The following is a 25,454-nucleotide window of genomic DNA, read 5'->3' on the forward strand; positions in this document are numbered from 1 at the left end:
AGAGTACGGCGGCGGTCCGGGCCGTGTCAATGCCTGCGGGAGGACGTACCCCGTCCAGACTCCGCTACAGTACAAATATGTCGCTGACACGCACCCGTGCCCGCCGCGCCACCATCAACGATGTCGCGAACGCCGCCGGGCTTTCCCGGGGGACCGTCTCACGGGTCATGAACGGGGAAAAATACGTCTCCGACGAGGCCAAACAGGCCGTCGAAGAAGCCATCGCCCGGGTGGGATACGTCCGCAACAACGCAGCCCGCAACCTGGTCACCCAGGAATCCCGGGCCATCGGGCTGATCATTCACGAACCCCACTCGCTGTTGTTCGAAGACCCCAATATTGGCTCCATCCTGCTGGGCGCCAACGAGGTGCTGTCGAAGGCTGACTACCAACTGGTTTCGCTGATCATTGATTCCGACCGTGACAGCCGCAGGGTGGCGGATTACCTGCGGGGCGGCCTGGTCGACGGGGCCGTCATCATCTCAGCGCGCGCGTCCGATCCCATTGCGGCAGCCATAGCGGACATTGGCTTGCCTGCGGCCTTCGTCGGCCACCCGGAAGGGACCCCCGCGCTGCCGTACGCCGCCATTGACAACGCTGAGGCCGCACGGAGCATCACCAAAAGGCTGCTGGAAACAGGGCGGGAACAGGTGGGCATGATCGCCAGTGCCTTGGACCGCGACTCAGGAAAGGACCGGCTTGCCGGCTTCCGGGCCGCGATGGGCGACCGATTTGACCCCAACCTGGTGGTGGAATACCCCTTGTACACCTACGCTGCCGGGTTGGAAGGCATGCAGGAACTGCTCCGGCGCGCTCCCCACCTGGACGGAGTTTTCGCGGCCTCGGATGCCGTGGCCGCCGGAGCCATGACGGCATTGCAGGAGGCCGGGCGGCGCGTCCCGGAGGATGTGGGAATTGTAGGTTTCGACGACAGCAGCTGGGCCCTTCGCTGCAGGCCCCAGCTGTCCACCGTCCGCCAGCCGGCTGACCTTCTGGGGAGCACCGCCGCTGAACTCGTCCTGGCACAGCTCCAGGGGCTGCCGGGCACGCCGCGGGTCCTCGAGACCACCATCATGTGGCGCGGATCAGCCTGACCGCGCTTACGCGGCCACTACACGCAGCTTGGCCCGTTCGCCAAGGACGCGCTGGGCCTCGGCGCTGAGCCCGGCATCACTGATGACCTCATCCACGTCATCGAGTGCTGCGATGGAGCTGATGCCCAACATGCCCCACTTGGTGTGGTCGGCAAGGACCACCGTCTTCCGTGCGGCTGCCACGAACGCACGGTCCGTCTCGGCTTCGAGCAGGTTTGGGGTGGTGAACCCGGCGTCTGCATCCATTCCGTGGACGCCCAGGAACAGGACGTCCAGGTGCAGTTGCTTGAGGGCCCCGGTGGCGATCGGGCCAACCAGGGCGTCCGACGGCGTGCGTTCGCCGCCTATCAGGATCACGGTGGACCCGCCGGGGTGGAAAAGATCGGCAATCCGCATCGAATTGGTCACCACGGTGATGCGAGGGCCGCCGGTTAATTCCCGGGCCAGCGCCCACGTGGTGGTGCCTGCGCTCAAGCCAACTGCCATGCCTTCCTGCACCAGCCCCGCAGCGGCCACGGCAATGGCACGCTTCTCCGCCGTCAACTGTGTGGATTTCAACTCGAAGCCGGGCTCATGGGCACTGGCATCACCGGGAAGTTTCGCCCCACCGTGGATGCGCTCCAGTTTCCCGCCCTCTTCAAGCTGCTCAATGTCCCGCCGCACCGTCATCAGCGACACACCCAGCTGCGCGGCCAGGTCTGAAACCCGCACCACCCGCTCCCGCTGGACAGCATCCACAATGGCCTGGTGTCGGGCAGCTGCAAGCATGTGAGCGGGTTCCTTCATTGGTATTACAGGTTTGCTCCCAGCATACGGCGACGGCGCCACCCAGGCCGGGCAGCGCCGTCGCCAAACGGATACCGCTACTTCCGCAGCGACGCTGCGATCTGCTGCATGATGGTCGGGTCCGAGAGGGTGGTGGCGTCGCCCGGATCGCGGCCTTCCGCCACGTCCTTGAGGAGGCGGCGCATGATCTTGCCGGACCGGGTCTTGGGCAGTTCCGGGACCACCAGGATGTTCTTGGGCTTGGCGATCGGCCCGATTTCCTTGCCCACGTGGTTGCGCAGTTCCTGGACGGTGGCGTCACCGTTGTTGGCGGCGTCGCCACGGAGGATGACGAACGCCACCACGGCCTGGCCGGTGGTTTCGTCCGTGGCACCGACGACGGCGGCCTCCGCCACGGCCGGGTGGCTCACCAGGGCGGACTCGATCTCGGTGGTGGAGAGCCGGTGCCCCGAGACGTTCATGACGTCATCCACCCGGCCCAGCAGCCAAATGTCGCCGTCTTCGTCCCTCTTGGCACCGTCGCCTGCAAAGTACATGTTCTCGAACCGGGACCAGTAGGTGTCCTTGAAGCGCTCCGGATCACCCCAGATCCCGCGCAGCATGGACGGCCAGGGCTCCCGGATGACCAGGAAGCCGCCGTGCCCGTTCGGGACCGACTGGCCCATTTCGTCGACAACGTCCACGGCGATCCCGGGCAGCGGCACCTGCGCCGAGCCGGGCTTGGTGGCCGTGACTCCGGGGAGCGGGGCAATCATCTGCGCGCCGGTCTCGGTCTGCCACCAGGTATCGACGATGGGTGCCTTGTCGCCGCCGATGACCTTGCGGTACCACATCCAGGCTTCGGGGTTGATGGGTTCACCGACTGAGCCCAGCACGCGGAGCGAGGAGAGGTCGTACTTCGCCGGGATCTCCGAACCCCACTTCATGAAGGTCCGGATGGCGGTGGGCGCGGTGTAGAGGATGGAGACCTTGTACTTTTCCACGATCTCCCACCAGCGGCCCTGGTGCGGGGAGTCCGGGGTGCCTTCGTACATCACCTGGGTGGCGCCGTTGATGAGCGGCGCATAGGCGACGTAGGAGTGTCCGGTGACCCAGCCGACGTCGGCCGTGCACCAGTAGACGTCCGTTTCCGGGTGGAGGTCGAAGACCGCCTTGTGGGTGTAGGCCGTTTGGGTGAGGTAGCCGCCGGTGGTGTGCAGGATGCCTTTGGGCTTACCCGTGGTGCCCGAGGTGTAGAGGATGTACAGCGGGTGTTCCGAATCGTGGCCCACCGCCGTGTGCTCGGCCGTTGCCGTGCCCACGGTGTCAGCCCACCAGTGGTCGCGGCCTTCCTTCCAGTCCACGTCCTGGCCGTTGCGCTTGACCACCACCACGTTCTGCACGGTATGGCCGTCGTGGGCCAGGGCGTCATCGACGGCGGCCTTGAGCGGGCTGGGCTTGCCGCGCCGGTAGGTGCCGTCCGCCGTGACAACGAGCTTGGCCTCGGCGTCGTCAATCCGCGAACGCAGTGCTTCGGCGGAGAAACCGCCGAACACCACTGAGTGGACCGCGCCGATCCGGGCGCAGGCCAGCAGGGTAATGACGGCCTCCGGGATCATGGGCAGGTACACGGCCACGCGGTCACCCTTGGCCACGCCCAGGGACTCGAAGGCGTTGGCCGCCTTTTTCACCTCTTCGGTCAGCTGCGCGTAGGTGTAGGTCCGCGTGTCGCCGGGTTCGCCCTCGAAGTAGATGGCCACACGGTCACCGTTGCCGGCTTCGACGTGGCGGTCGAGGGCGTTGTAGGCGGCGTTGAGTTCACCGCCCACAAACCACTTGGCGAAGGGCGGATTGGACCAGTCCAGCGCCTGGGTGAAGTCCTTGCTCCAGGTCAGCAGTTCCCGGGCCTTCTTTGCCCAGAACGCCGGCCGGTCGGCATCCGCTTCCCCGTACTCGGCGGCGGTGACAACGGCGTTGGCCGCGAATTCCGGGGAGGGCGGGAAGGCCCGGGTCTCATGCAGCAGGTTCGCAAAAGCATCGCCCTGGTGGCCTTGCTGACCTGCCGGCTGGGCGGAAGCGGAGGGAACGGTGGCCGTGGAGCTGGGAGTGTCCTGGGACATGTGAACCTCATCATTCATCGATCTTTGCCGCGCGGGACACCCGCACGGCAGGGCCCTCCGTGTGGCACGGCATTGGGCTCCAGCCGGGCGGGCGTACCGCAAAGAGCTGTTCCGCAACCTAGCCTAATGCTTGCCGCTCGCCCTCTGTGCTCCCCGTCACACATGCGGCCATGAGCGGCATTTTTTAAGCGGTGAATGGTGTCTTCATTACTCCTCCCAGGGCCACGGAGGCCTGCTCCAGCTAGTGATCTGCCAGGCTGTTGACTAGGCTGAGATGGAATTGTGACTTCATTTCGGACCGCTCCGCCCAGGCGCAAACAGTGCCTGGACGGGCCCGGTCCGCATGTCAAGACGGCACGGTTTTCGGGTCCGGACCGGGCCCGGTGCCGCCACGCTAAGGAGAGCAGAATGAACCAGCAGAGCTTCGGCCAGCGAACGGCCCCGGACACCGAGCCGGGGCCCGGAGGCTCCGGATCCGCCGCTGTGGGACCAGGTCACCCGACGGCCGCCGCCGGCGCCGCCAAGGGACAGGCTGCAGGGCGCAACGCTGCCTCCGGAAAGATCGACCCCAACGCCAACCATGCCGTCCTCGGTCCGTTCACTGTGCGGGACCTGGCCGTTTTCGCCGGGACGTTGATCCTGTTTGTCGCGTCCCTGCTGCCCCTTTTTGGTGCCCGGTACAACCTGTGGAACCTGAACAACCTGTTCTTCCTGGGGCTGGGCATCATCCTGCCGCTGTTCGCCAGTGCCCTGTTCGCCGCCCGCCGGCTGGCCCCTGCAACCCGGATCCGCGTGGGTTCGCTCTCCATCGACCAGTTCGCCTCCGTGGTGGCTTCCTTTGCCGTCGCCTTCTTCTTCCTGTCGGTGGCCTCCGGATACGGGACCACACTGCTGGTGGGCCTGATCGGCTCCCTGATCCTGTTCACTGCCACGGTGCTGGGCCGTTTCGTGCCCTATCTGTCCGGTGACTTCAAGGACCGGCCCGAGATGCCGGCGCATGTCGTGGCCCGCGAAGCCGCGGTCCCGACCCGGAAGCCGCGGGCCCCTAAAGCGGCCAAACCGGAGACCGGCGCCAACCAGTCCAAGGGCGGCTTCAAGGGCGCCGGCATCTTCGGGGGTGCCGGTGCCGGCTCCTCCGCTGTCCAGCCGGGATCTGCCGGCCACAGCCCTGAGCCCGTCCGTTCCGCGCAGCCGCCCGCTACCGCTGCCGTACCGGTGGCTGCCGCCGGGACATCAAACGCGGGAACCGCCGGAGCTGCAGCTGCAGGAGCCGGTGCCGCGGCCGCCGCTTCCGGTGCCCACGGGCCTGCCGCGTCCGCGTCGTCGCCGTCCGCGGCCGCCCCCGAAACGTCGGAACGGACCCCTGAAGTGGACGCCGGGCCGCCCACCCAGGCAGCCGACATCGTCCGCCCTGCCCCCGCGGTGAACGCCGGCCCGCCCACCCAGGCAGCCGACGTCGTCCGCCCTGCTTCTGCTCCCGTTGCGGAGGAGACCCAGCACGGGGATGTCCCCGCAGCCCATGCCCCCCAGGCGGCGTGGGAGCCGCCGGCTGCCACCGCCGTTCACCAGCAGGTCCGCGCCGAGCAGCCCATCGGGGCAACGGTGGACCCGGCAAGCCGCCACGACGAGATGGACGGGCAGCCGATCCACGAGGCCTTTTGGTTTGCCGTTGCCCAGCACCGCACCGCCTTCGACCCCCGCACCGGTGCCCCCGCGTTCGTGATTGAACCCGGCGGCTGGGTGCTGGCACTTGAGGACCGCGGCCACGAATTCCTGGTCCAGCACACCGATGGACGGCTGGGCGTGCTGCGCGACCTCAGCAACATCGAGCGCGGCTGACGCCGGTGGCCGGGGCCCGCACCAAGACCGGCCAGGCCGCAGGGATGCCCGTGGTCTCGTCCGAATCCGTCCTGGCGCTGAAGCGGAGGGCGCGGCGCATCCACAAGGCCCTGGCCGAGAAATACCCGTACGCCCACGCGGAACTGGATTTCCGCAATCCGTTCGAACTGCTCGTGGCCACCGTCCTGTCCGCCCAGACCACCGACGTGACGGTCAACCAGGTCACCAAAGTACTGTTCGCGCGGTGGCCCAATGCCCGCGCCCTGGCGGAGGCGGACCCCACGGAGCTTGAGGCCATCCTCAAGCCCACCGGGTTCTTCCGTGCCAAGGCGAAGAACGTCCAGGCACTGTGCACGCGGCTGGTGGACGACTTTGACGGCGAGGTGCCCGGGCGGATGGAGGAACTGGTCACGTTGCCCGGAGTGGGCCGCAAAACCGCCAATGTGGTGCTCGCCAACGCCTTCGGCGTTCCGGGCATCTCCGTTGACACGCACTTCGCCCGGCTGGCCAAGCGGTTCGGCTGGACCCAGTCAGAGGATCCCGTCCAGATTGAACAGGACGTGGCGGAGCTGTTCGAGCGCAGGGACTGGACCATGCTGTCCCACCGGGTGATCTTCCATGGCCGCCGGGTCTGCCACGCCAGGAAACCCGCCTGCGGCGCCTGTCCGGTGGCCAACTGGTGCCCCAGCTACGGTCTGGGCGAGACCGACCCCGTCAAGGCGGCCAAGCTCCTCAAATACGAACTTGCCCCCGGCAGCGAGGCATTGCTGGAGCAGTACCTGGCAGAACAGCACCGGGCCGCAGAGATCCGGATGGCTTCCCAGAAGAGGACCCCGTGAGCGCCCGCGAAGACCTCGCCGGGCTGGTCCGGCGGGCCAAAACCGGAACGGCCGGCCCTCCTGATCCGCGCTGGGCGGCCCTGACCGTCGACGCGGCACGCGCCCGCAGGGCCGCGGTGCTGATGCTCTTTGGCGTTCTTGACGACGTCCCGGCCGCGTCCGGCAAGCCACTTGCGCCGGCCGACCTCGACGTCCTGCTCCTGGAACGCGCCCACACCCTGGGTTCCCATCCGGGCCAGGTGGCCTTTCCCGGCGGCGGCATCGACAGGGACGAAACCCCGGTGGAGGCCGCGCTCCGGGAAGCCGAGGAGGAAACCGGGCTGGATTCCAGCGGCGTGGAAGTGCTGGGCACGCTCCAGGAGCTGGGGTTGGCGCACAGCAACTTCCTGGTGACGCCGGTGCTCGGGTGGTGGCAGGCACCCTCACCGGTCCGGGTGGTGGACTATGGTGAATCCGCCCAGGTGTTCCGCGTCCCGGTGCGGGACCTGCTGGACCCGGACAACCGGGTGATGGCCACCGTCCACCGGGCAGGGCGGACGTTCGACAGCCCCGCGTTCACGGTGAACGGGGTGGTGGTGTGGGGCTTCACCGGCATTGTGCTCAGTGGCCTCTTCGACCAGCTCGGCTGGTCCGTTCCGTGGGACCGGAACCGGCTGCATCCGATCGGGGTCTAAACCTCAGGCCTGCCGGCGCAAATCCACCACGATGCCGGTGGCGGCGTTCTCGCGCATGGCCTTGATGCCGTCGCGGAGCATGGTCAGGGACTTGAAGGTTGGCGAAACCGCAACGGTGTTGCCCTCGGAGTCGGTGAGCCGCAGCCGGTACGACTCGTCGCCTGTGCGGTGTATTTCAAATCTTCCCGCCATGGACGGGGACCTCCCTGGTATGCGTCGTTGCATCAGCGTGTGGACCGGTCTGCTTCAGCCACCGCCTCCGACTGTAACCTCCGCCACCCTGCCCGTCGAGCTACTGCCGGGTAGGTTACCTTGCATCTCATGGGCAGGTATCCGGCGCCCGCCAGGACCGCTATTTGGCGAGGTTGTAGGAGTCGACGACGGCGAGGCTCACCGGGAACTCCACCGGGATCCGCCCGAACAACAGCTCCTTTGCCGCCACGGCCGATTCCTCGATGGCGGCGATGCAGGCGTCAACCCTGTCCGAGGGCGCATGCACCATCACCTCATCGTGCAGGAAGAAGACCAACTCGGCCCGGACCGTCCCGCCGCTGCCCCCGGTGCCCGCTGTCCGAAGGGTGCGCAGCCGCCGTCGTAATTCCGCGAGCCAGCACGCCGCCCAGTCCGCCGCGGAGCCCTGGACCACGAAGTTCCGGGTGAAACGCCCCCGGGACCGGGCTATGGACTCTGCCCGCCGCTGCTCTTCGGCGGTGGTGGAGCGCTGGCTCAGGAACCACCGCTCCGAGGGCGGCGGGCTGCTGCGGCCCAGCCGCGTGGTCACCGTTCCGCCGGCTTCACCCGCCCGCGCCGCACGCTCCACAAAGTCGACGGCGCGCGGATAGGTGCGCGCCAACTGCGGCATCAGCCGCCCGGCCTCGCCGGAGGTGGCGCCGTACATCGCGCCCAGCAACGCCATCTTCGCTTTGGCCCGGTCCCCGCCGAAGCCCTTGGCGGCGATGCCGGCATAGAGGTCCTGGTCCCGGGCGGCCTCAGCCATGGAGGAGTCCTGCGCGAGGGCCACCAGGACGCGCGGTTCCAGCTGCGAGGCGTCGGCCACGATCAGTTTGTGGCCCGGGTCTGCATGGACCGCTCCGCGGACCTGGCGCGGAATCTGCAGTGCGCCACCGCCCCGGGACGCCCAGCGCCCGGAAACCACTCCACCCACCACATACTCGGGGCGGAACCTGCCACCGTCCACCCAGGCGTCCAGCCATGACCAGCCGTTGGCCGTGTGGAGGCGGGAGAGCTTCTTGTATTCCAGCAGCGGCTCGATGACAGGGTGGCTGGACTCCCTGAGCTCCCACTTCCGGGTGCTCTTCACCTCGATGCCGTTGCGGTGCAGGGCCCGCATCAGGTCCTGCGGCGAGTCGGGGTTGAGCCCCGGGGAGTTGAGCAGGGTACGCAGTTCCGCAGCAAGCGCCTCGAGTCTTTGCGGACGCTGTCCGGCGGGCGGGCGGGGCCCCAGGTGGTCAACCAGGATCTGTTCGTGCAGGTCCTCCCGCCACGGAACGCCCGCGTGCTGCATCTCGGCAGCCACCATGGCGGCTGCCGACTCCGCCGCGAGCAGCAGCTGGAGGCGGTGTCGGCGGTTTTCCTCCATCTCCACGCCGGCCAGGGCGGCCTGCTGGGCCGCGTATTCGGCGCGGAGGTCCTCAAGTCCCCACCCCGGGGCCGGTCCGGCACCCGGATCGTCGAACAGCGCTCCCTGGTCCGCTGGGGGACGCGGCGGCAGCAGAGCCTTTGGCGGGAGCATGGGATCCTCCACAGGGACCCTGTCGGTATTCCTGGCGTAATCGGTATGGGCGCTGAACTGCGAGAAGGCCAGGATGTTGCCGCAGAGGGTGACGTCGTAGCAGCGCTCCACCTCCACACCGGAGGCGAGCAGCGCGGGGTACCAGTCCTGCGTCCGGTGCCAGATCCACCGGGGCGGCTGTCCGCCGGGGCGCCGGGCTTCCAGTTCACGGACGACGGCGGCAAGCTCGCCGGGTGCCACCAGCCGGGGCCCGGGGTTGGCCGGTTGGTGGTCGCCTGCCTGTGTCAGTTCCTGCAGTGCCGCACCGCGGGGGTGGGCGGCAAGCAGCAGGTACATGTTCCCATTGTGCCCTGCCGGGAGTGGTGGCCCTGTTTGTCCACATAGGGGAGGTGCCCCCTTAACGGGCTTTGGTTGCAGCGGCAGAGTGGCTGCATGAGCAGGCACCAACTGAATGCACCGCACCCCGCGCCGGGGCAGGCCACGGATTCCTTCCGGCGGCCACCAGGCCGGAGATCACCCTCCCGCGCTGCGTTGCCGGACAACCCGGCGTCCGGCGCCGCCTGGCTGCCGGACGGTTCACCGCCGGGCGGTTCAGCACCGGGCGGTGCGGGCGGGGTGCTGCTGGTTACCTCATCGGGGGTCCTCCGCGCCGAAGTGGAGCGCATCGTGGCAGCCGCCGGAGCCCAGCTGCGCGTCGTTCCGGATGCATTGGAGGGCGGACGGTACTGGGACGCTGCATCGGCCGTCCTGGTGGGCAGCGATGTGCGGGAGCTGCCACCGCGGCGGCGCACCCCTGCTGTCATGGTGGGCCTCGACGGCGAAGGGGACAGCCTCTGGCACCTCGCCGCCGCCCTGGGCGCCGAACGCGTTGCCGTGCTGCCCGATGCCGCTGCCTGGCTGGCGGACCATCTGAGCCGGTCGCGCTCGCCGGGACCCGGCGGCCTGGTCCTTGGCATCACGGGCGGTTGCGGCGGGGCGGGGGCAACCACCGCCGCCATTTGGATAGCCCAGGCCGCGGCAGGGCTGGGGGCACGCGTCCTGCTGGTTGACGGGGACCCCTGGGGCGGTGGCCTGGAACTGGCGCTCGCTGCCGAGGACAACCCCGGACTGCGCTGGCCGGACCTCGCGGAGGCAAGGGGCAGCATCGATCCCCTGCAGCTCTCCGACTCCCTGCCCGTGGCTGGAGGTTTTTCCTTCCTGTCCTGGCCTGCCACCCGGGAGCAGCCGGTCCCTGTCCCTGCTGCCGCCGCAGCGGGTGTGCTCGATGCTGCCCACCGTGGTTTTGAGCTGGTCGTTGTGGATGTGGGAAGGGGCGCGGAGCCGCTCCATACGGTGGCCTGGGACTGCGACCGGATCATGGTGGTGGTGCCGGCGCAGCTGAAGGCAGCGGTCGCGGCGGTACGCCTGCTGCAGGAACTTCCGCCCGTGGAGGCTGCCTTGCTGGTGCGGGGCCGGCAAGGTGCTGCGCTGGACAGTTCCCTGATTGCTGACGCCGTAGGGTTGCCCGTGCAGGGCCGCATCCCCGAACTGCGGGCCGTCCCGGTAGCCATGGAAGCGGGGCGCCTGCTGGACTTTGGGAAGCGGCGGACCATCCGGCATTTCGGCGCCACGGTGCTCGATTGGCTCGGCGAGGACCTGCAGGCGGGGGATGTGGCATGAGGCGGCCGTCGGGTACACCCTCAGCTCCGCCTCCAGCTCCCGATACAGGCAGCGCTGCAGGGTCCGGGGGCCTGGGTGCCCGGCGCAGTGCCCGGATCCTTGAAGCGAACCAGGCCGCCCGCCAGGCGCGGGCCGGTGAGGCAGCCGGTACTGGCCGGGCCGTTGATTCCGGGCTGCTGGAATCCGTCCGTGAGTCGATGATGGCCGAGGCTGGAGCGGTAACACCGTCGCGCGTCGCTGCTGCTGTCCAGGCCACTGGCAAGCTGTTGGGCGCCGCCGGAGCGCTGGCCGCGGTGGAACGGATCAGTGCCGAACTCAATGGACTGGGACCGCTGCAGGAGCTCACCAGGGATCCTGCCGTCACAGACATTTTCGTCAACGCTCCCGATTCCGTGTGGGTGGACCGTGGCAGGGGCATCGAGCGCGTACCTGTCGTGTTCGATGGCGAGACCCAACTGCGCGCGCTGGCCTGCCGGCTGGTGGCTGCAGGCGGGCGCCGCCTGGATGACGGGTCGCCCTGCGTCGATGTCAGGCTTGCCGGCGGCTACCGTGTCCACGCCGTGTTGCCGCCGGTGTCCACGTCCGGGACGCTGCTGAGCGTCCGGATCCGCAGGGAGAGGGTTTTCAGCATGGCGGAGCTGCGCACGGGCGGCATGTTCGGCCAGTGTGTGCAGACGGTGCTGGAGAGGATAGTGGAGAGGAAGTTGAGTTTCCTGGTCAGCGGTGCCACGGGTTCCGGTAAGACCACGCTGCTGTCCACCCTGCTGGGCCTTTGTTCCGCGGAAGAGCGGCTGGTCCTGATCGAGGATGCGGCCGAACTCAACCCTGTCCATCCCCATGTGGTGGCCCTCGAATCACGTCACGGGAATCTCGAAGGTGGCGGCGCCGTGGACTTGGGGGAGCTGGTCCGCCAGGCGTTGCGCATGCGTCCGGACAGGCTGGTGGTGGGGGAGTGCCGGGGCGCTGAAGTCCGTGAGCTCCTGACGGCGATGAATACCGGGCACAGTGGCGGTGGCGGAACCATCCACGCGAACACGGCAGCCGCGGTCCCGGCCAGGCTCAACGCCCTCGGCGCGCTCGCCGGGCTCGGCCCGGAGGCCGTGCGGCTTCAGGCCGCCAGCGCCCTCGACGTTGTCATCCATGTCGGCAGGACCCCGAAGTGCCGGGAAGTCCTGTGCGTTGGACTCATCGCCGATGGCCCGGCAGGACTGACCGTGGTGCCGGCCATTAAGGAGTCAGGTATCACGGGTCCGGCGTGGCCGGCGCTGGCGGCCCGGTTGGGGATGGACCCCGGGGCAACCCTGTGACGGTCCTTTTCACGGTGCTTCTTTGCAGTGCCATGCTGTTGCTCCTCAACCCGCCCCTGGACGCGGTTTCCCGGCTGCGCACGGCAACCGGCAGGAAGAAGAGCACGCAGGGGGTCAGGAGAGGCCTGGTACTGCCGTGGGGCAAGGCGGCCGGCAGGAGCGCGGCACTGTCGCGGGGGCCGGGCGTGACCCTGGTGGTGCAGCAGCTGGCGGCACTGCTCCGGGGCGGACGGACGCCGGGGCGGTTGTGGGACGAGCTGTGGACGGTTTACGGCGATGGCGGAAACGGGCAGCAGCTTCAAGAGCGTGCACCCGTGTCCGGGGCGATGCTGTCAGAGGGATCAGCTGCGGTTCTGTCATCCGCGCGTGCTGCCGCCGCGACCGGAGCTCCCGTTTCGGAATCCATCCGGCGCGCGGTTTCCACAGCGTTCCAGCCCCGGGACAGGGAGGCCAGGACCTGGCTGGAGCTGGCCGCCTGCTTTGACATTGCGGAGGCCAGCGGGTGTCCGCTCGCCGACGTACTGACCCGGTTCGCGGCCCAGCTGGAAGCGGAGGATGACGCAGACGCGGCCCGGCAGACGGCTCTCGCAGGGCCCAAAGCCACCGTCCGGCTCCTGACCTGGCTCCCCTTGATGGGTCTTGGACTCGGTGCCGCCCTCGGCGTGGATCCCCTCGCTACCCTCTTGGGAACACCCCTGGGACTGGCCGCCTTGTTCGGCGGGGTGGTCCTCACCGTGACGGGAAGGGCATGGTCTGCCCGGCTGGTTTCGGCGGCGGCAGGGGCATGAGTGCCATGACCCAGGGGTGGGCTCCAGGCCTGGCATTGTTCCTGCTGCTCGCGGCCAGCGCCTGGCTTGCCTGTTCCAGCCACGCCAGGCCGCGCCAACGGCTGCGCCTCCTGCTTCCTGCCGCTGCAGGGGCACAACCGACGGCAGCCACCAAAGGGGCGCCAGCGAGTTCCGGCAGCGGGCTGAAGGATCCGGCCATGATGCTGGAGCTGGTGGCGGCCATGCTCGATGCCGGCGCCGGCATTGGCCGGGCGCTTGACCTGGTGGCTGCTTCGGCTGCCCCGCAGTACCGGGAATCCCTGCGGCCTGTGGTCTCGGCGCTGGCCATTGGGGCCGACTGGGAGACGGCATGGCGCAGCTCCGCAATACAGCTGCCCGAAGTCCTGGAGTTGCGGGACGCGCTGGGCTTCGCCGCACTCACGGGCGCGCCGTCGTCAGCGATTCTGTACGCCCAGGCTGCGAGGCTCCGCCGGGAGCGGTTTCGGGCTGCGGAGAAGCGGGCCGCTTCGCTCGGGGTGAAGTTGGTGGTTCCCCTGGGCCTGTGCTCACTCCCGGCCTTCATCTGCCTTGGTGTCGTTCCGGTGTTGCTGGCCCTGTTACCGTCCGGTTCCTAACCGGCTGGCTCCTCACAATCCGGCTCGTTGCCAGCCCCGCCGCTTCCGGGCCCCGGTTCCCAGCCTTTCCCGGTGCCCCGGCTCCCGGTTCCCAGTCTGTCCCGGTGCCCCGGCTCCCGCTTCCCAGTCTGTCCCGGTGCCCTCGGTTTCCTGGTTCCCAGCCTGTCCCGCTATGCCGGCCGCGCTGTCCGTCCCCTCCTCCACAGCGCCGGAGCAGCCCAGCTTTTCCACTTAGCCCACACCCTCCCTTACCCGCAACAACTCCGCCGGGAAGAGTCAAGACAGCCGGGAAAACCACCGGCGCCCATGGAAAGGAAACCAGATGTCCACCAACCACTACCGCCGTAATTACTCCGCCGGAATGTCCGAACTCGCTGCTTCCAGGCAGATGGCCACCGCTTCCAGGCCGATGGCCATGGGGCCGGCCCGCAGCCGTGGCAACGCGGTCGGGACGCAATACACATCCCGTGCCACATCCCGTGCCCTTGCTTCCAACACAACTGTCAGTCGCGCACTCGTTCCGCAGGCACCGGCCTCAGGTACGTCCTTTCCAGCGGCGTCCTTCCCGCCGCCCGGCAACGTGGTGGAGCTGTACCCGGCTGCGGGCCGCACCCCCAGGATGCGGCGCAGCGTAGGGTTGCTGGGCTCGGAAGCCGGCATGGCAACAGCCGAATACACCGCCATTGTGTCAAGTTACTAGCTCGATAGAATGGTGCTGTGAACAAATCCAAGGGCACCAGGGCGGCCATTTACGCACGTATCAGCCGCGACCAGCAAGGGCAGGGCTTAGGCGTGGAACGCCAAGAGCAGCTATGCCGCGAGCTGGCCCAGTCACTTGGGCTCGAAGTCACAGAGGTCTACACGGACAACGACATTAGCGCGTACTCAGGACGGCGCCGGCCCGCCTATGAGCAGATGCTTACCGACATCCAAGCCGGGCAGCTCGACGCCGTAGTCTGCTACCACTCCGATAGGCTCATGCGCCGGTCCCGAGAGCTTGAACGCTACATCGACATTTGCCGGCCCCGTGGCGTCGTCACTCACCAGGTGACCGCGGGCCTCTTGGACCTCGCAACTGCCACCGGCCAGGCTGTCGCTAAGACCGTGGCCGCATGGGCGCAACACGAGTCAGACCACAAGGGCGAACGGATCGCAGCCCAGAAAGCCCAAGCAGCAGCGAAGGGGAAGTTCTTAGGCGGCCGCGTTCCTTGGGGATGGAAGAAGACTGCCGCCGGCATCGAAGTTGAGCCCACCGCGGCTAAGCACATCTTGGACGGGACTCTCGCCATCATCGCGGGAAAGTCGCTGATAGGCGTAACGCGGGCATGGGCGGACGCCGGAGCCGTCAGCCTGTCCGGAACACCCATGAACACCACCCAAGTCCGCCGCGTCCTCCTCCGGCCCCGCAACGCCGGACTAATGACCTTCCATGGCGAAGTGGTGGCCGACTCATGGCCGGCTATTGTGCCCTTGGAAACGTTCCGGCAGTGCGAGGCGGTACTGACGAGCCCGGAACGCCCGCAGCAGTCAGAAGCCAAGTTCAAGTACCTGCTAAGCGGGATAGCCAAGTGCTTTTGCGGCCGGTACATGACGGGCTTTGGAGCGGAGGGGCATCGACGGTCCTACCGCTGCAAGATCCACCAGGAGGGCGGCAAGTACGTTCCGGGCCACGCTAACCGGGCAATGGCGAACCTGGATGACTACGTACTGAGGATGGCCGCGGCATGGTTGGATCGGCCCGACTATAAGGCGGCCGTTCTGGCCGACGCGCAATTACTCGCCGACAAAGAAGCCCCCGGCGAATCCTCGGACATAGCGGAATTGATCGCACGGAAAAACTCACTTGCCCGAATGTTCGCCCAAGGGCTTATTTCCGAAAGCCAGCTCATCGAGGGCAGCCGCGAAATTGAGCAAAAGCTCGAAGCGATAAAGCAGACCGCAGCCGCGAATATTGGCAGCCGCGTTATGGCTAATTTCGCATTTGCTGAGAATGCCGGGGAATTGTTCCTTCAGGCCGGCACGGAGATGCAGCGGGAACTACTCCGAAGCGCGTTCAGCATCACCCTGAAGCAGTCCGGCCCCTTCCGCGGCGAGTTCGACCCCTCCACTGTGGACATGTTCCCGCACCACATGACCTCATAAGGCGCTGGGCCGATTGGCCCTACTTTCCGCCGCGTGGGCCACCTTAGGCGCTATCAAACATAACGATTTGGTCACGGCATCTTAGAGGTTATCCACAGGTGAAGCGTTGTCAGAACCCCCAAGGGTGCTTGCCCTGTCGTGTTCAATCCGGATGCTCTAGCGTGCGCTAGCGTGCCGTAGCCTGCGCCAGCGTGAATTGTCCTATTTCGCGCTGTTGACAAGGCTGTTGAAAGAGTCGTGTCGCCAGTCCACAAGAAACGCCGACCACTGCACAGGAATGCGGCAATAGGTGTTGCGGGAATAGTTCCACCGTGTGCCAGACTAACTCTTAGGCAAGCAGAGGAACCCGCCCGGTAGCTCCACCAAAGAACTAAAGCCGGACGGGCTCCAAGATCAAGGAATCACGCCAATGATTCGGAGATCAGGTTTGCATGACATATCCGCCAAGATAGAAATGCAAGGGACAGCAAATGAGCCATCCGAAATTAACTATCGCAGACCTCCAACGCGATCACAACGTGAGTCGCTCAACGATCTACCGGCGCATCAATGACGGAACGCTGAAGGCCTACAGGTTAGGCCCTCGAATTATCCGCTTTGATGCTGCCGAAGTGGCCGCAGCTTTCAAGAAGTAGGCCACGCTATGAAGGCCGCCGCCGCTGACAAGCTCGCCGCCCACATAGCCGCCACAGTCGCCTCCTGGCCCGCGCCAACACCGGAGATGGTCCGCAAGACGACCATCCTGCTCCGCGCCGCTGCCATCGATAAGGCGGTGACCAAGTGAGGCGCCAACCCTACACAGGCCCATGCATCACCCTCGCCTCTTGGGTGCACTGGGAAATCAGGCGTTACCTGCTCCAGACCGAAGCCCCGGGCCGGTATGGGACGTACAGCAAGGAGGACGCCCCATGGACCTCCTGACCGCAATGGAAGAGTTCAACATCTCCGAAGACGACTACCAGGAACACCAGCAAAACTCTGTTCCTGTTCCTCCACCCCCTATGTCAGGAACAAGGAACAAGGTGGGATACGGGAACATCGCCGCTCTACTCGCCGGCAACCTTCCCCCAGCGCCTACCCCCTCGATACTCCGCCGCGTGGATGGAATCGGCATGTTCTACGCAAACCAGGTCAACATCCTGTTTGGTGAACCTGAATCGGGCAAAACATTCGTAGCCCTCGCCGCCATCGTGGAATGCCTCAACAAGGGCGGACGGGCAGTGTTCCTAGACATGGACCACAACGGCATGGAGGGCATCGCCGCTAGGTTGCTTGACCTTGGAGCCCCCGCGCCAATCCTCGGAGACCTGGACAGGTTCCGCTACAAGGAACCCGAAGACCGGCAAGACCTCATGGAAGCTGTAGCGGACCTGAAGGCATGGCACCCCGGCGTTGCAGTCCTAGACAGTATCGGGGAACTCATGCCAACCATGGGCCTCAACTCAAACAGCCCAGACGACTTCACCATCGCCCATACCTCGGTGCTGAAGCCGCTAGCCATGGCAGGGGCAGCAGTAATAGCGATTGACCACGTAGCCAAGAACACCGAATCCAAAGCACAGGGACCGACTGGAACAGCAGCCAAATCAAGGGCAGCCGGCGGGACCATGCTCCGCGTAACGGTCAAGGATGCTTTCACTCCCGGCCACGGCGGAGCCGCTTACCTGAACGTCAAGAAGGACCGCCACGGCGGCCTACGCTCCAACTCCCCACGCGGGGATAAAGAGCCCCTAGGCGGCACGTTCAAGCTCTTCCCAGACGGCAACTTCGCAGTCTTCGCAGCGCAGGACGGGGAGCGGATGCCGGAAGCAATCCCAGCGGTGGACCTCGCAGAACTAAAGGCACTGGATCCACCGCCCACCACCGTCCGGGAAGCCAGGGAACGCCTCAATTGGGGCAATGACCGAGCTACGGCAGCCATGCGGGTATTCAAGCAGCAGGGGCAGCAGTGAGCGTGTTCCTTGTTCCTGACACACAGGGTGCAGGAACAGGAACATCAATCATTCCCCGTTCCTCAGTAACAAGGCAGGAACGGGAACGCCCTTGAAACTCTCACGCCAAGACCTCTTGAACCTCTGCGAAATCTACAAAGCCAAGGCCCTCGAAGAACACGACAAGTTCCGCCACTGGCAAGCACGAGCCATCGAAGCAGAAACCCGCCTCGCCATCTACGAGCCAGGCGACGAACCCACGAATCAGGAGAAATAGACCATGCCACAGCCAGGAATGTTCAACCCCCGCGGTGAAGACTGGATAGCCAGGGAAATAACCGACCTCAAACGCTCCATGCGGGAACTCGCCGCCGCTAACCCGTTCGGCCCCATGGGCATCAAGCCCAAGGCAGGCGGCATGGTCGTGGAGGGCTACCAGACGGTAAACGGCCCCATGACCATCACCGGCAGCCTGGACCTTCCCGCCGGCAGCGTCCAGAATGACGCACTCGCTAGCCCGGTGCAGATCGACACGGCAAGCAACGGCATCGACGGCGAAGCGATCACCACAACCTCAACCGTCCGGGCATCCGTTACCCTCACGGTCCCAACAGGCATGACACAAGCCATCGTCATGGCAACCGCCACGGGCATGGGAGAGAACAGCACCACGGCCAGTGATTACCTCTACGTCTCCGCAGTCGTGGAAGGCGTAAACGGCGGCGAACTCTACACAGCCGCCCCGGCAGGCTTGGGCGCCAGCCTCGCCGCCCCATTCAACACCACCCTTACCGGCCTCACGGACGGCCAAGAAATCACTGTAGGGGTAGCCACCCGCACCGGCACCGCCGAATGGGCCGCCTCAACCGCGAACCAAGCCAGCATCTCCGCAACCGTCATGTACCTGCGCTAGGAGCCACAATGACCACTCAGACCCCCGAACCCATCACCCCCGCGCCGCTTACCTTCCAGGCACCGACACCAACCGCACCAGGCCGCCCCTCCCCGATAAAGCGCGGCATCCCCTGGAATGAACCCATCACGGCCAGCAAAGCCATCGATCTTGTGGACGCAGCGGGCAACCCGGAGCCTGTCCTCCCAGTCACCAGCGCAGAACAGGAATAAGCCCATGTCAGACGCCTGCAACAGCACCCACGGCACAGAGCGCCCCATGGAACCGGCGAAGCTTCAGAACTGCCGAGAATGCCCGTTCCGAGTAGAGAACCGCCACCGCGAACACCCGCTAGGGATCCAATACACAGACGGCGAATTCGCCAAACTCTGGCGCGGGGTATCCCAGGACGGCGGCATGTTCGGCTGCCACATGTGGGATGCAGACCTGCACCCCTTTGACGAGAGCGTGAAAGAGGCCGGATTCCACAAACCCGCCGAAGTCGGATCCCGGATCGAATGCGCCGGCATGGTCGCCATGGTGAAACGGGAACTCGAGATAGCCGACGCCGCACCAAGCTACGCCGAATACCAGCAGCAGCGCCCCCTAGGAATGTCCAAGAAAGCCATCCTCCGCTACTCCGCCCGCAGGCTGGGAGTAATCGGCCCGGAACTGCGATTCTCCGAACACATCAACAAAGACGACATCTTGGATCCGCACGACGTGATAGACCCGGCGTCGGTCAAATGGCAGTGGACCGAACAACAGTCAGACGTGATCCTCCGCACCGCCCAAGCCCTAATGCCATCGTTCCGCGCCTGTGACTGCGAAGCCTGCCAGCGCCACACGGAAGTGCACCAGGCCCTCACGCTCACCACCGCGGAAGGCCTGACAGTAGAAGTGGACGCCGAGCTACACCCCCTGCTGTCCGCCCTCGCCGCAGCAGGGATCCGCACCACAGACTCGTGCATCAACATGCACGAAACCATCACCGCGATAAGCCCGGAGTCTTACGGCAGCATCATCAACGGCCACGACCGGAACACGATGAACTACGAAACCATCCTTCGCCGGCAAGCCGCGTTCATCCGCCTCCGCAACAACAACGACGCGGAACAGGCATTCATCACCGCAGCCGGGAAGATCCCCGGCGCGGAAGTCTTCACCAGTGGAGCACTCACACAGCTTGTCTTCCCACAGGCCACCATCCCCGCCCTACTCAAAGCGGTGAACGCATGAGCAGCCAAGGGCTTGAACTCCGCCCCGCAGTGCCCAGTGACTTCCCAGCCATCGCCCGCCTACTCAACGCCGCGCACCCCGTGGCGGGAGTCCTGGCAAGTGAGAGCGCCGAGACAGTCAAGGAACGCAGCGAAGAGGCCCTAGTCATCGTGGCAGCCGACCAAGGCACCATAGCCGCCACCCTCACAGCAGCAGCCGCCGGCACCTACTACGGACGGCTGGCACGAACGGGGCAGATGGAAGTTTCACGGCTCGCAGTCGCCCCCGAATACCAGGGCCGCCGAATCGGTAAGGCCATGCTCCTGACCTTCGCCCGCAACTGCCAACGGCAAGGCGTCCAAGCCCTAGTAGGGGCAACCCTTCCGAGTATGACCACCGCCCAACAGCTCTACGACTCCATAGGCGCCGAACGCGGAACCATCCCCGGCACAAGAGCCATCGGCTACACCCTCCACCTAACCAACGATGAGGAGAACTAATGTTCGCTTCGCTTCCAGAGCGCTACGAAACCAACGTCCGCAGAGCTGCCAGCTTCCGCGCTAAGCCGGCGGTACTCCTTACCCCAGACGGCGGGAAGGAACCCGCAGTCATGATCCGCCAAGCCAGCATCATTCAAGGCGTATTGCCGGTACCCGAAGCGCTCCGCCTCGCCAACCAGATTGCAGACGCCCTAGCAGCGCACCGGGAGGGCAAGTGAACAGCAATCCGTTCATCTCCTACCCGCACCGGTACTGGCAGAACATCGACGGATCCGCAGCCACCCACGCCCGCGCCGGCATCATCGAAACCCCGCAAGGCGCCAAGGAACCGTCCGTCGTGATCTTCCGCGACAAGGCATGCCTCACCATCCTGACCGTGGAAGACGCCACACGGCTCAGTAACGAAATCATCGACCAGCTAGAGAGGCCCCTCGTATGAACCCGTGCGAGTGCACCGACACCCGGCAAATGGTCATCTGCGCACTGAACCGCGGCGACGGCCCATGCCTCGCCACCACAGCACCAGAAGCGCCGGAAACCTCAAGTAGTCCCGAACCGTACGCGCTCAACAGTGACGCCCTCACCAACTCAATAGCCGCCAAACTCGGCGCAACCATCAACCAGTAGGAGAAACCCCATGTTCGCAGAAATCCGCCGTATCGACCGTACCTTCGCCGGCCTTGGTATCGACCTGCCCAAGGAATGCCAGGACGCCTCAGCCCTCGCTAACGCCGCCCTCGCAGCCACCAACACCCCGGCAATCCAGGACCTGCACGACGGGATCCTCTCAGGGACCATCACGCCCAAGAACATCGCCGCGAAGCTCACCGACTCCGCCATCTCCATCATGGCCGCCGAACGGATCCACACCGCAGCGGAAGGCACACAGTCAGCCGTCAACGACATCTACTTCAGCGCACTCAAAGCCCACGCAGACAAGCTGGTAGCAGCCCTGCGCCCCGCCTTTGACGAAGCAGCAGCCATCATCCAGACCGCGGGTAAACACTTCGCCGCCGACGCCAACGAACGGGACATCCTCAACGCCGGCATGGAAGCAGTCAACGCCTGGCACAACCTCGCCGCAGCCAAAGCAACGATGATGCAGATCACCAACGCACGCGCCGTCATCGCTGAAGCCGAGAGGGACAACACCAGCCCGTACCTCCACTACATCACCGGGCAGCACACACAGGCCGAACTGTGGCAGGCAGAAGCCGAGTACACCGGAGTAGGCCACGGACTCCATAACCTCGCACGCGCAGGCTTCACCCTCCATCTCAACACCAAGGCCGAAGCCCAGAAGCTGGCAGACACAGCACGCACCAGGACGGAGCAGGCGCAAGCACGGGCCGAAGCTGCACGCATCGCGGAGAGCAAACAGGATAGCTCCCTCGCTTTCGAGATGGCAGCACGGGCAGCACAGTAACCACCAAGCAGACCAGCGAGGCGGCTGCATCCCACAGTGCAGCCGCCTCGCACCACACACCACGAGAGAGGGAGTAGGACATGGCAAGAGCCAAGAAGGTATGTGCCAAGCCTGGCTGCCCCGCGATCACCAGCGGCGGACTCTGCACCACACACGCACGAGAAGCTGACAAGGCAAGAGGTACATCAACGCAACGCGGGTACGGAACACAGCACATCAACGCACGCAAGGCACTGGCCCCCGCAGTAGCAGCAGGCATCGTGCGCTGTGCACGCTGTGGCAACCTCATCGAACCCGGCGCCGCATGGCATCTAGATCACACGGAAGACAGGACAGGCTACCTAGGTGCAAGCTGTGCACGGTGCAACCTCAGTGCCGCCGGGAAAGCAGCCCACCGCGACGACTGGCCCACACCATGACGACGACGGCACAGACACCCACCGGGGGGAGGCGGGGCAACACACCCCTCCGACCCGCCGGGGAGGTGAAAAGGATGTTTACAAAGCGGTTGGCCTCAACAGGAAGGAGGCCGGTGAATGCCTGGCCCGAAAGCGAACCCAACTAAGCCAAATTCCCGCCATCGCAGCCCTGGCGCACGTTCCGGGCTTATCGAACTGCCAGCGGAAGGCTGCACGCTTCCCGTTCCATCGCTGCCAAAATCGGGCAATTGGTCCCCGGAAGATAAGAAATTGTGGCGGAATCTGTGGAAATCACCGCAGGCTAACGAATGGGACGACAGTTTCATACCCGCTGTAGCGGCCTACGTGTGCCATGCAAGGTCTGTTTATGAGGGCTCGGCGTCAGCATGGCAGGCCCAGGAAATGCGGCACCTTGGAGGGCAGCTAGGGCTTACCCCGGCTGGGATGCTCTCGCTTGGCTGGGTAATCCGTCATGAGCAGTAGGAGGCTCGCCAGGCGGGATGCTGTGGCACCTGTTTTTGTGGGCGTGGATGATCCTAACCGTGTGGTGCAGCGTGTGCTGCCGTCGCCTCGCGGTGAGGTCCGGGCATGGTTCAAGGGCGGCACTTGTCGCCGCGTCAGGGCGGCCGGAGGCAAGATGTACGGCTTTGAACGAGCGCCAGCAGTTTGGGCCGCGATCCTAGACGGCAGTTTCCGGCCTAACGACTTCCCGTAATGGCGGATGAAAACCATAGCCCGCGCTGCCTGGCGCGGGTACGCTTCAGTCCATTACATGCACAAATTGGGGGAAAAATGCGCAAAGTCGCCGCATTACTTATCGTCTCAGCCATGGCTTTAGCCGGATGCTCGCAGTCTTTCAAGGACAAGGATCCAGCCGGCTACGACGCCTGCACGATGCTGGACAAAGCCAGGGACAAAGCCACGGACACCAACACGGCAATGAACATGATCCTTTTCGAAATCGGAGCTAAAGCCGCCACGGCAAAGACTGACGGTATCCGGAATGGCGTGGAAGATTCCCCGTCTATCTCCAAGCTCAGCAAGACGCCGGCCTACTCCATCAAGGACTCACTCGCCCAGGCCTGCCGAGATGCCGGCGTGCAAGTTAGAGAAGTGACCAAAGGCTAAGGCAACAAGGAACGGCCCCGGTATCTCTTAGGAGACGCCGGGGCCGCTTTCGTTTTATGGCACGGTCGTGCTACTTCAGTGCAGCGACTTCCGCCAAGGCAGCGGCGATCTTGGCCGCCTCTGCGCCCTGGATGGCGTTGTCTCCGTCGCCGTCAACATAGAAGGTGACACCCTCGCTCACGGTCCAGTCTGTTGTTACCTTCCAGCCCTTGCCCTCGAATGTCGGGCCGGACCAGAGGGCATAGTCGCCATCGCTGGATGGATCCAGGGTGAAACCGGCCGGCGGCATCGGTACTGGCCCCAACTCTGCCAGGTACTCTGACGGCTGCATGCCCCTTGCTATGGCCTGTTCAAAGAGCTCCCCAACAGTGTTGGGCATGGTGATTGTAGTCATGGTGAGACCTTCCCCCTATATGTGTTTCCCGCATCCCCAGCGGATGCAGTGAGAGTAACGCTTGGTGCTGACTTTCAAGGAATAAGACGGACCTAACGGGCTGGCTTGTCATAGTCCCTCATCCCGTCACGAAACCCGCCGCCCCCGCCTCCGTCAGCGACATTCCAACGCCCGTAGCCCGCCCAAGGTATCGGGGCAGGCTGGGCGCTCAACGCGGCTGCACGGCCGTGGCAGTCGCTCCGCCCCCGGTAGGGCGGCTAAGGGAGGTCTAAACACCGGGCTGACACTGTTTTGCGTCTAGGTCAGCAGGAACGACGCAGGCGGAAGCCTGGAACCAGCCAAGGAACAGCGCCCCTTGATTGGATCCCGGCCGCCGCGCTCAGGAGGGAGAGCGAAGCGGGACGGGAATTAGTGGCTTGCGTCTGGCGCCGCTGGCAATACATGCTCTAGTGCGGCTTTTGCGTCGGTCTTGGTGCGGAATCCGCCGAAGGTCACGACGCCGCAGGTATCGCAGCGCGCCGCGTAGCCCTTTTGGGATCCGTCGTGGCCGTATGTGCCGCGCTCGAAAGCTACGGCCTTGTGGCCCCTCACGCCGCGGTCCCGAAGACCAGCGTCACTAGCGCGGAAGGGACGAAGAAGAATGCCAGCACGATAAGCGTGTGGAAGAGGAATTGCACTGCGCTCCGTACGGCGCGGGCTGTAGAATCGTTCATGTTGCCGGTCCTAATCACTGGTAACCACGCCCCCGGATTGTTGACGCAATCGCGGGGGTTTACCCGTATTCGAGCGGGTAACTTCACATAGTCTCTGTCTACGCCATTGCCACCCTGGCCGCGGTGGGTTTTGCCGGGCTGCTCGTGTTCATCCTCCGCAGCGATGAAGTGCGTGGTTTCCTGCTGAACCTCATCCGCACCGCCCTGGCGCTGCCGTGACGCGTCCGGCAGGACTGTTGACGTCCCGGAAGACTCTTGAAGCGGTGACCGGCGGTGTGGGCTCCAGCTACGGTCACCAGGAACAGGCAGGCAAGACGGGCGACGCCCGCGGCACCGTAACGGCAGAGTTCGCCGTGGCATTGCCGGCCGTGCTGGCACTCCTGGCCATGTTGCTCGCCGGAGCCGCCGCGGGCATGACTCAGCTGCGTATTGAAGAGGGAGCCCGGGCCGGCGCCAGGGCCGTGGCCAGGGGCGATGACCCCGCAGCCGTGGAACGGACCGTCAGGATGCTCGCCGGCAGTTCGGCGTCCGCGACAGTTGCCGCCGACGGTGGCTGGTTCAGGGTCACGGTCACTGACCGGGTGCCCGGACCCCTGGGAACTTCCATCCCATGGACCCTTACCGCCCGTGCCTCAACACGCAGCGAGACTGCGGGGACCGGCGCCGCCGGCAGCGGCGACGGATCGGGCGATGCCGGGGGCGTCAGGTGATGGGTGACCACGGGCGGCGACACCCCACGATTGGGACCGGCCATCCCTGTGCTGGGTCCGGTCGTGCTGCACCCGGGCGCCGGCACGCCACAAGACGCCGGTACGCCCGGGGAGGGCGGCGGAATTTTGGTCCCGGTCAGAGTCCACAAGGCGCCACAGATGGCCGCGAACGTGGGTCGGGAACGGTCCTGGCCGCGGGGCTGGCGCTGGTGGTCATGACGGCCATGGCCGTCATGCTGCTGCTGGCCCAGTCAGCCGTGCTCGCGAGCAGGGCGGCAGCAGCAGCGGACCTGGCAGCTCTCGCCGCGGCGGATGCCCTCCGCGGCATCACCACGGGGGATCCCTGCGCGGTGGCCGTTGAGGTGGCGGCGCGGCACTCCGCCACGGTCCTCAGCTGCTCAGCGGGCCCGGGACAGACGATTGAGGTGCGCACTGAGCTCGGGGAGCGCGCACTGCTGGGTGCCGCGACGGGACGGGCCCGGGCAGGACCTCCGCCGTAGGGCCAGGGAATCGGGGGAGATGGGCCATC

General features: G+C 65.8%; 31 protein-coding genes and 1 pseudogene. 26 read left to right on the forward strand and 6 right to left on the reverse strand.

Going from position 1 to position 25,454, the window contains the following annotated elements; translation table 11 throughout:
- The first annotated feature begins 77 nt into the window (after positions 1 to 77).
- A complete protein-coding gene (locus tag MRBLMD1_RS00190) occupies positions 78 to 1,094 on the forward strand; it encodes a LacI family DNA-binding transcriptional regulator (RefSeq protein WP_364396311.1) in 1,017 nt (338 codons plus the stop codon).
- 6 nt (positions 1,095 to 1,100) lie between these two features.
- Here MRBLMD1_RS00190 and MRBLMD1_RS00195 read toward each other — a convergent pair whose 3' ends face one another.
- A complete protein-coding gene (locus MRBLMD1_RS00195) occupies positions 1,101 to 1,862 on the reverse strand; it encodes a DeoR/GlpR family DNA-binding transcription regulator (protein WP_275182139.1) in 762 nt (253 codons plus the stop codon).
- A 95-nt stretch (positions 1,863 to 1,957) separates the two neighbouring features.
- Positions 1,958 to 3,979: an acetate--CoA ligase gene (gene acs / locus MRBLMD1_RS00200; RefSeq protein ID WP_364396314.1), complete on the reverse strand. Its 2,022-nt coding sequence runs from the start codon at positions 3,977 to 3,979 to the stop codon at positions 1,958 to 1,960.
- A gap of 408 nt (positions 3,980 to 4,387) precedes the next feature.
- Between acs and MRBLMD1_RS00205 the strand changes: the two genes are divergently transcribed.
- The 3 genes from MRBLMD1_RS00205 to MRBLMD1_RS00215 are packed head-to-tail and all read left to right on the forward strand — an operon-like array spanning position 4,388 to position 7,331.
- Complete coding sequence (locus MRBLMD1_RS00205; RefSeq protein ID WP_364396317.1) at positions 4,388 to 5,818, forward strand: hypothetical protein; 1,431 nt, start codon at positions 4,388 to 4,390, stop codon at positions 5,816 to 5,818.
- Between the two features lie 44 nt (positions 5,819 to 5,862).
- Positions 5,863 to 6,657: an endonuclease III gene (nth, locus tag MRBLMD1_RS00210; RefSeq protein ID WP_275182157.1), complete on the forward strand. Its 795-nt coding sequence runs from the start codon at positions 5,863 to 5,865 to the stop codon at positions 6,655 to 6,657.
- On the forward strand, positions 6,654 to 7,331 hold the full coding sequence (locus MRBLMD1_RS00215; protein WP_159630722.1) for an NUDIX hydrolase: 678 nt from the start codon (positions 6,654 to 6,656) through the stop codon (positions 7,329 to 7,331). Before nth ends, MRBLMD1_RS00215 begins: the two co-directional genes overlap by 4 nt.
- 3 nt (positions 7,332 to 7,334) lie before the next feature.
- Here MRBLMD1_RS00215 and MRBLMD1_RS00220 read toward each other — a convergent pair whose 3' ends face one another.
- Positions 7,335 to 7,523 carry a YegP family protein gene (locus tag MRBLMD1_RS00220; protein ID WP_255173254.1) on the reverse strand — a complete coding sequence of 63 codons (189 nt, stop codon included), beginning with the start codon at positions 7,521 to 7,523 and terminating at the stop codon, positions 7,335 to 7,337.
- Positions 7,524 to 7,683: 160 nt separating this feature from the next.
- Entirely contained in the window at positions 7,684 to 9,420 is a 1,737-nt protein-coding gene (locus tag MRBLMD1_RS00225) for a bifunctional 3'-5' exonuclease/DNA polymerase (RefSeq protein WP_364396321.1), read from the reverse strand.
- Positions 9,421 to 9,702: 282 nt separating this feature from the next.
- On the opposite strand from MRBLMD1_RS00225, the gene ssd reads away from it, so the two are divergent.
- The 19 genes from ssd to MRBLMD1_RS00320 all read left to right on the forward strand — a co-directional run bounded on the left by ssd (position 9,703) and on the right by MRBLMD1_RS00320 (position 23,108).
- A complete protein-coding gene (gene ssd / locus MRBLMD1_RS00230; protein ID WP_364397964.1) occupies positions 9,703 to 10,743 on the forward strand; it encodes a septum site-determining protein Ssd in 1,041 nt (346 codons plus the stop codon).
- Positions 10,740 to 12,050: a TadA family conjugal transfer-associated ATPase gene (locus MRBLMD1_RS00235; RefSeq protein ID WP_364396324.1), complete on the forward strand. Its 1,311-nt coding sequence runs from the start codon at positions 10,740 to 10,742 to the stop codon at positions 12,048 to 12,050. The genes ssd and MRBLMD1_RS00235 overlap by 4 nt, the downstream gene beginning before the upstream one ends.
- A 32-nt stretch (positions 12,051 to 12,082) precedes the next feature.
- Positions 12,083 to 12,838 (forward strand): type II secretion system F family protein, encoded by a 756-nt coding sequence (locus MRBLMD1_RS00240; RefSeq protein ID WP_364396327.1) that lies wholly within the window; start codon positions 12,083 to 12,085, stop codon positions 12,836 to 12,838.
- A gap of 5 nt (positions 12,839 to 12,843) precedes the next feature.
- The gene (locus tag MRBLMD1_RS00245) at positions 12,844 to 13,452 is read left to right on the forward strand and encodes a type II secretion system F family protein (RefSeq protein WP_364397966.1); all 609 of its coding nucleotides are present in this window, start codon (positions 12,844 to 12,846) and stop codon (positions 13,450 to 13,452) included.
- A 322-nt stretch (positions 13,453 to 13,774) separates the two neighbouring features.
- Positions 13,775 to 14,152, forward strand: coding sequence for a hypothetical protein (locus tag MRBLMD1_RS00250; RefSeq protein WP_364396330.1), 378 nt, complete (start codon positions 13,775 to 13,777; stop codon positions 14,150 to 14,152).
- 17 nt (positions 14,153 to 14,169) lie between these two features.
- On the forward strand, positions 14,170 to 15,594 hold the full coding sequence (locus MRBLMD1_RS00255) for a recombinase family protein (RefSeq protein WP_364396333.1): 1,425 nt from the start codon (positions 14,170 to 14,172) through the stop codon (positions 15,592 to 15,594).
- A gap of 470 nt (positions 15,595 to 16,064) precedes the next feature.
- A complete protein-coding gene (locus MRBLMD1_RS00260) occupies positions 16,065 to 16,229 on the forward strand; it encodes a helix-turn-helix transcriptional regulator (RefSeq protein ID WP_221386050.1) in 165 nt (54 codons plus the stop codon).
- 8 nt (positions 16,230 to 16,237) lie between these two features.
- Entirely contained in the window at positions 16,238 to 16,378 is a 141-nt protein-coding gene (locus tag MRBLMD1_RS00265) for a hypothetical protein (RefSeq protein WP_364396336.1), read from the forward strand.
- A gap of 124 nt (positions 16,379 to 16,502) precedes the next feature.
- Positions 16,503 to 17,546, forward strand: coding sequence for an AAA family ATPase (locus MRBLMD1_RS00270; RefSeq protein WP_364396339.1), 1,044 nt, complete (start codon positions 16,503 to 16,505; stop codon positions 17,544 to 17,546).
- Between the two features lie 91 nt (positions 17,547 to 17,637).
- Entirely contained in the window at positions 17,638 to 17,802 is a 165-nt protein-coding gene (locus MRBLMD1_RS00275) for a hypothetical protein (protein WP_364396341.1), read from the forward strand.
- 3 nt (positions 17,803 to 17,805) lie between these two features.
- Positions 17,806 to 18,438 (forward strand): hypothetical protein, encoded by a 633-nt coding sequence (locus tag MRBLMD1_RS00280; protein WP_364396344.1) that lies wholly within the window; start codon positions 17,806 to 17,808, stop codon positions 18,436 to 18,438.
- Between the two features lie 8 nt (positions 18,439 to 18,446).
- Positions 18,447 to 18,650 carry a hypothetical protein gene (locus tag MRBLMD1_RS00285; protein WP_364396347.1) on the forward strand — a complete coding sequence of 68 codons (204 nt, stop codon included), beginning with the start codon at positions 18,447 to 18,449 and terminating at the stop codon, positions 18,648 to 18,650.
- Between the two features lie 4 nt (positions 18,651 to 18,654).
- A complete protein-coding gene (locus MRBLMD1_RS00290; protein ID WP_364396350.1) occupies positions 18,655 to 19,656 on the forward strand; it encodes a hypothetical protein in 1,002 nt (333 codons plus the stop codon).
- Entirely contained in the window at positions 19,653 to 20,135 is a 483-nt protein-coding gene (locus tag MRBLMD1_RS00295; protein ID WP_364396353.1) for a GNAT family N-acetyltransferase, read from the forward strand. Before MRBLMD1_RS00290 ends, MRBLMD1_RS00295 begins: the two co-directional genes overlap by 4 nt.
- A complete protein-coding gene (locus MRBLMD1_RS00300; RefSeq protein WP_364396356.1) occupies positions 20,135 to 20,353 on the forward strand; it encodes a hypothetical protein in 219 nt (72 codons plus the stop codon). Before MRBLMD1_RS00295 ends, MRBLMD1_RS00300 begins: the two co-directional genes overlap by 1 nt.
- Positions 20,350 to 20,574 (forward strand): hypothetical protein, encoded by a 225-nt coding sequence (locus tag MRBLMD1_RS00305; RefSeq protein WP_364396359.1) that lies wholly within the window; start codon positions 20,350 to 20,352, stop codon positions 20,572 to 20,574. Before MRBLMD1_RS00300 ends, MRBLMD1_RS00305 begins: the two co-directional genes overlap by 4 nt.
- Positions 20,571 to 20,762, forward strand: coding sequence for a hypothetical protein (locus MRBLMD1_RS00310; protein ID WP_364396362.1), 192 nt, complete (start codon positions 20,571 to 20,573; stop codon positions 20,760 to 20,762). The genes MRBLMD1_RS00305 and MRBLMD1_RS00310 overlap by 4 nt, the downstream gene beginning before the upstream one ends.
- A 10-nt stretch (positions 20,763 to 20,772) precedes the next feature.
- Positions 20,773 to 21,561: a hypothetical protein gene (locus MRBLMD1_RS00315; RefSeq protein ID WP_364396365.1), complete on the forward strand. Its 789-nt coding sequence runs from the start codon at positions 20,773 to 20,775 to the stop codon at positions 21,559 to 21,561.
- Positions 21,562 to 22,694: 1,133 nt separating this feature from the next.
- Positions 22,695 to 23,108, forward strand: coding sequence for a hypothetical protein (locus MRBLMD1_RS00320; RefSeq protein ID WP_364396368.1), 414 nt, complete (start codon positions 22,695 to 22,697; stop codon positions 23,106 to 23,108).
- 70 nt (positions 23,109 to 23,178) lie between these two features.
- Here the strand turns inward: MRBLMD1_RS00320 and MRBLMD1_RS00325 are convergent, their stop codons facing one another.
- Positions 23,179 to 23,502, reverse strand: coding sequence for a hypothetical protein (locus MRBLMD1_RS00325; protein ID WP_364396371.1), 324 nt, complete (start codon positions 23,500 to 23,502; stop codon positions 23,179 to 23,181).
- Positions 23,503 to 24,089: 587 nt separating this feature from the next.
- Positions 24,090 to 24,215, reverse strand: a complete 126-nt coding sequence (locus MRBLMD1_RS00330) for a hypothetical protein (RefSeq protein ID WP_364396374.1) — start codon at positions 24,213 to 24,215, stop codon at positions 24,090 to 24,092.
- Positions 24,216 to 24,314: 99 nt separating this feature from the next.
- On the opposite strand from MRBLMD1_RS00330, the pseudogene MRBLMD1_RS00335 reads away from it, so the two are divergent.
- The 3 genes and pseudogenes from MRBLMD1_RS00335 to MRBLMD1_RS00345 all read left to right on the forward strand — a co-directional run.
- Positions 24,315 to 24,434, forward strand: a pseudogene (locus tag MRBLMD1_RS00335) (DUF4244 domain-containing protein); the annotation flags it as partial.
- Positions 24,431 to 24,925 (forward strand): TadE family type IV pilus minor pilin, encoded by a 495-nt coding sequence (locus tag MRBLMD1_RS00340; protein ID WP_308209027.1) that lies wholly within the window; start codon positions 24,431 to 24,433, stop codon positions 24,923 to 24,925. The pseudogene MRBLMD1_RS00335 and the gene MRBLMD1_RS00340, both read left to right, overlap by 4 nt.
- A complete protein-coding gene (locus MRBLMD1_RS00345) occupies positions 24,925 to 25,425 on the forward strand; it encodes an Rv3654c family TadE-like protein (RefSeq protein WP_277999695.1) in 501 nt (166 codons plus the stop codon). Before MRBLMD1_RS00340 ends, MRBLMD1_RS00345 begins: the two co-directional genes overlap by 1 nt.
- Positions 25,426 to 25,454 lie beyond the last annotated feature (29 nt).

It is taken from the genome of Pseudarthrobacter sp. LMD1-1-1.1 (assembly GCF_040676255.1).
In the GTDB taxonomy this organism is placed as follows: domain Bacteria; phylum Actinomycetota; class Actinomycetes; order Actinomycetales; family Micrococcaceae; genus Arthrobacter.